The 1,058-nt window shown below is 42.5% G+C and carries 1 protein-coding gene; it reads left to right on the forward strand.

What is annotated here, in order from left to right:
• Nucleotides 1-111: 111 nt before the first annotated feature.
• A partial coding sequence (locus tag A3EM_RS44445) for a sulfatase/phosphatase domain-containing protein (protein ID WP_425402079.1) occupies nucleotides 112-1,058 on the forward strand: 947 nt, incomplete at its 3' end.

The following is a 1,058-nucleotide window of genomic DNA, read 5'->3' on the forward strand; positions in this document are numbered from 1 at the left end:
CATGAAAATGGGGTTTACTGTCTCAATCAGCCTTTTGATACAGCCCAGGTAACTTCCAGCAAGGTTTTACAAGCCGCAGGTTACCAGACTGCTGTTTTTGGGAAATGGCACCTGGGCACACAGCCGACAGGTTTCGATGCCTACAAAGTACTAAAGAAACAGGGTAGATACCTTGATCCGCAATTTGTGGAGAATGATCAGGACACCCTGGTGACTTATAAGGGATGGTCTACCGATGTGATCACCGACATGACTAAGGACTTTATCACTCACNGNGANAAGGACAANCCNTTTTTTGTGATGTGTCAGTACAAAACTACCCATGATCCCTGGGCCTCAAGACCACCCTATGATACNNTGTTTCAAAACATTGACCTGCCAGAGCCAGCCAATCTTTTTGATGATCATCAAGCNATGTCTGAAGCTGCTCAGCGAACAACTCTTGTATTGGAGAAAATAAATCAGGGGACCTTTCCCCACACCAGACTGGAAGGCGCAAGTGAAATGGAACAGAGANNNTATATTTATCAACAATATATCAAAGCCTTNNTGCANTGTGGAAGNGTGNTAGATGAAAATGTAGGAAAGCTGATGGCATTTTTGAAGGAAAATGGTTTGGATGAAAATACGATTGTNGTGTACACNNCTGACCAGGGACATTTTTTNGGNGAACATGGNTTTTTCAGNAAANGATTNATGTATGATGAATCCCTGAGAATGCCATTAATNATTCGNTATCCAAAAATGATCCAAAAAGGAGCGGTAAATAAAGATTTTGTGATTAACCCGGATTTTGCCCCAACCTTAATCGATTTGGGAAAAGGAGAAGTTCCTAAGGAAATGCAAGGAGAAAGTATTGTGCCCTTACTAAAGGGAGAAACCCCTGAAAATTGGCGGAAATCCATGTATTACCACTACTGGCAACATTTACTGCACAGAGATGTGACCGCACATTATGGGATTCGAACCCCGGAATTTAAACTGATTTATTTTTATGGTTTGCCATTGGGCCAAACCGAATACGATCCTGTTCCTCCTGAGTGGGAGTTGTTTGACCT

The organism is Flexithrix dorotheae DSM 6795 (assembly GCF_000379765.1).
GTDB lineage: Bacteria > Bacteroidota > Bacteroidia > Cytophagales > Flammeovirgaceae > Flexithrix > Flexithrix dorotheae.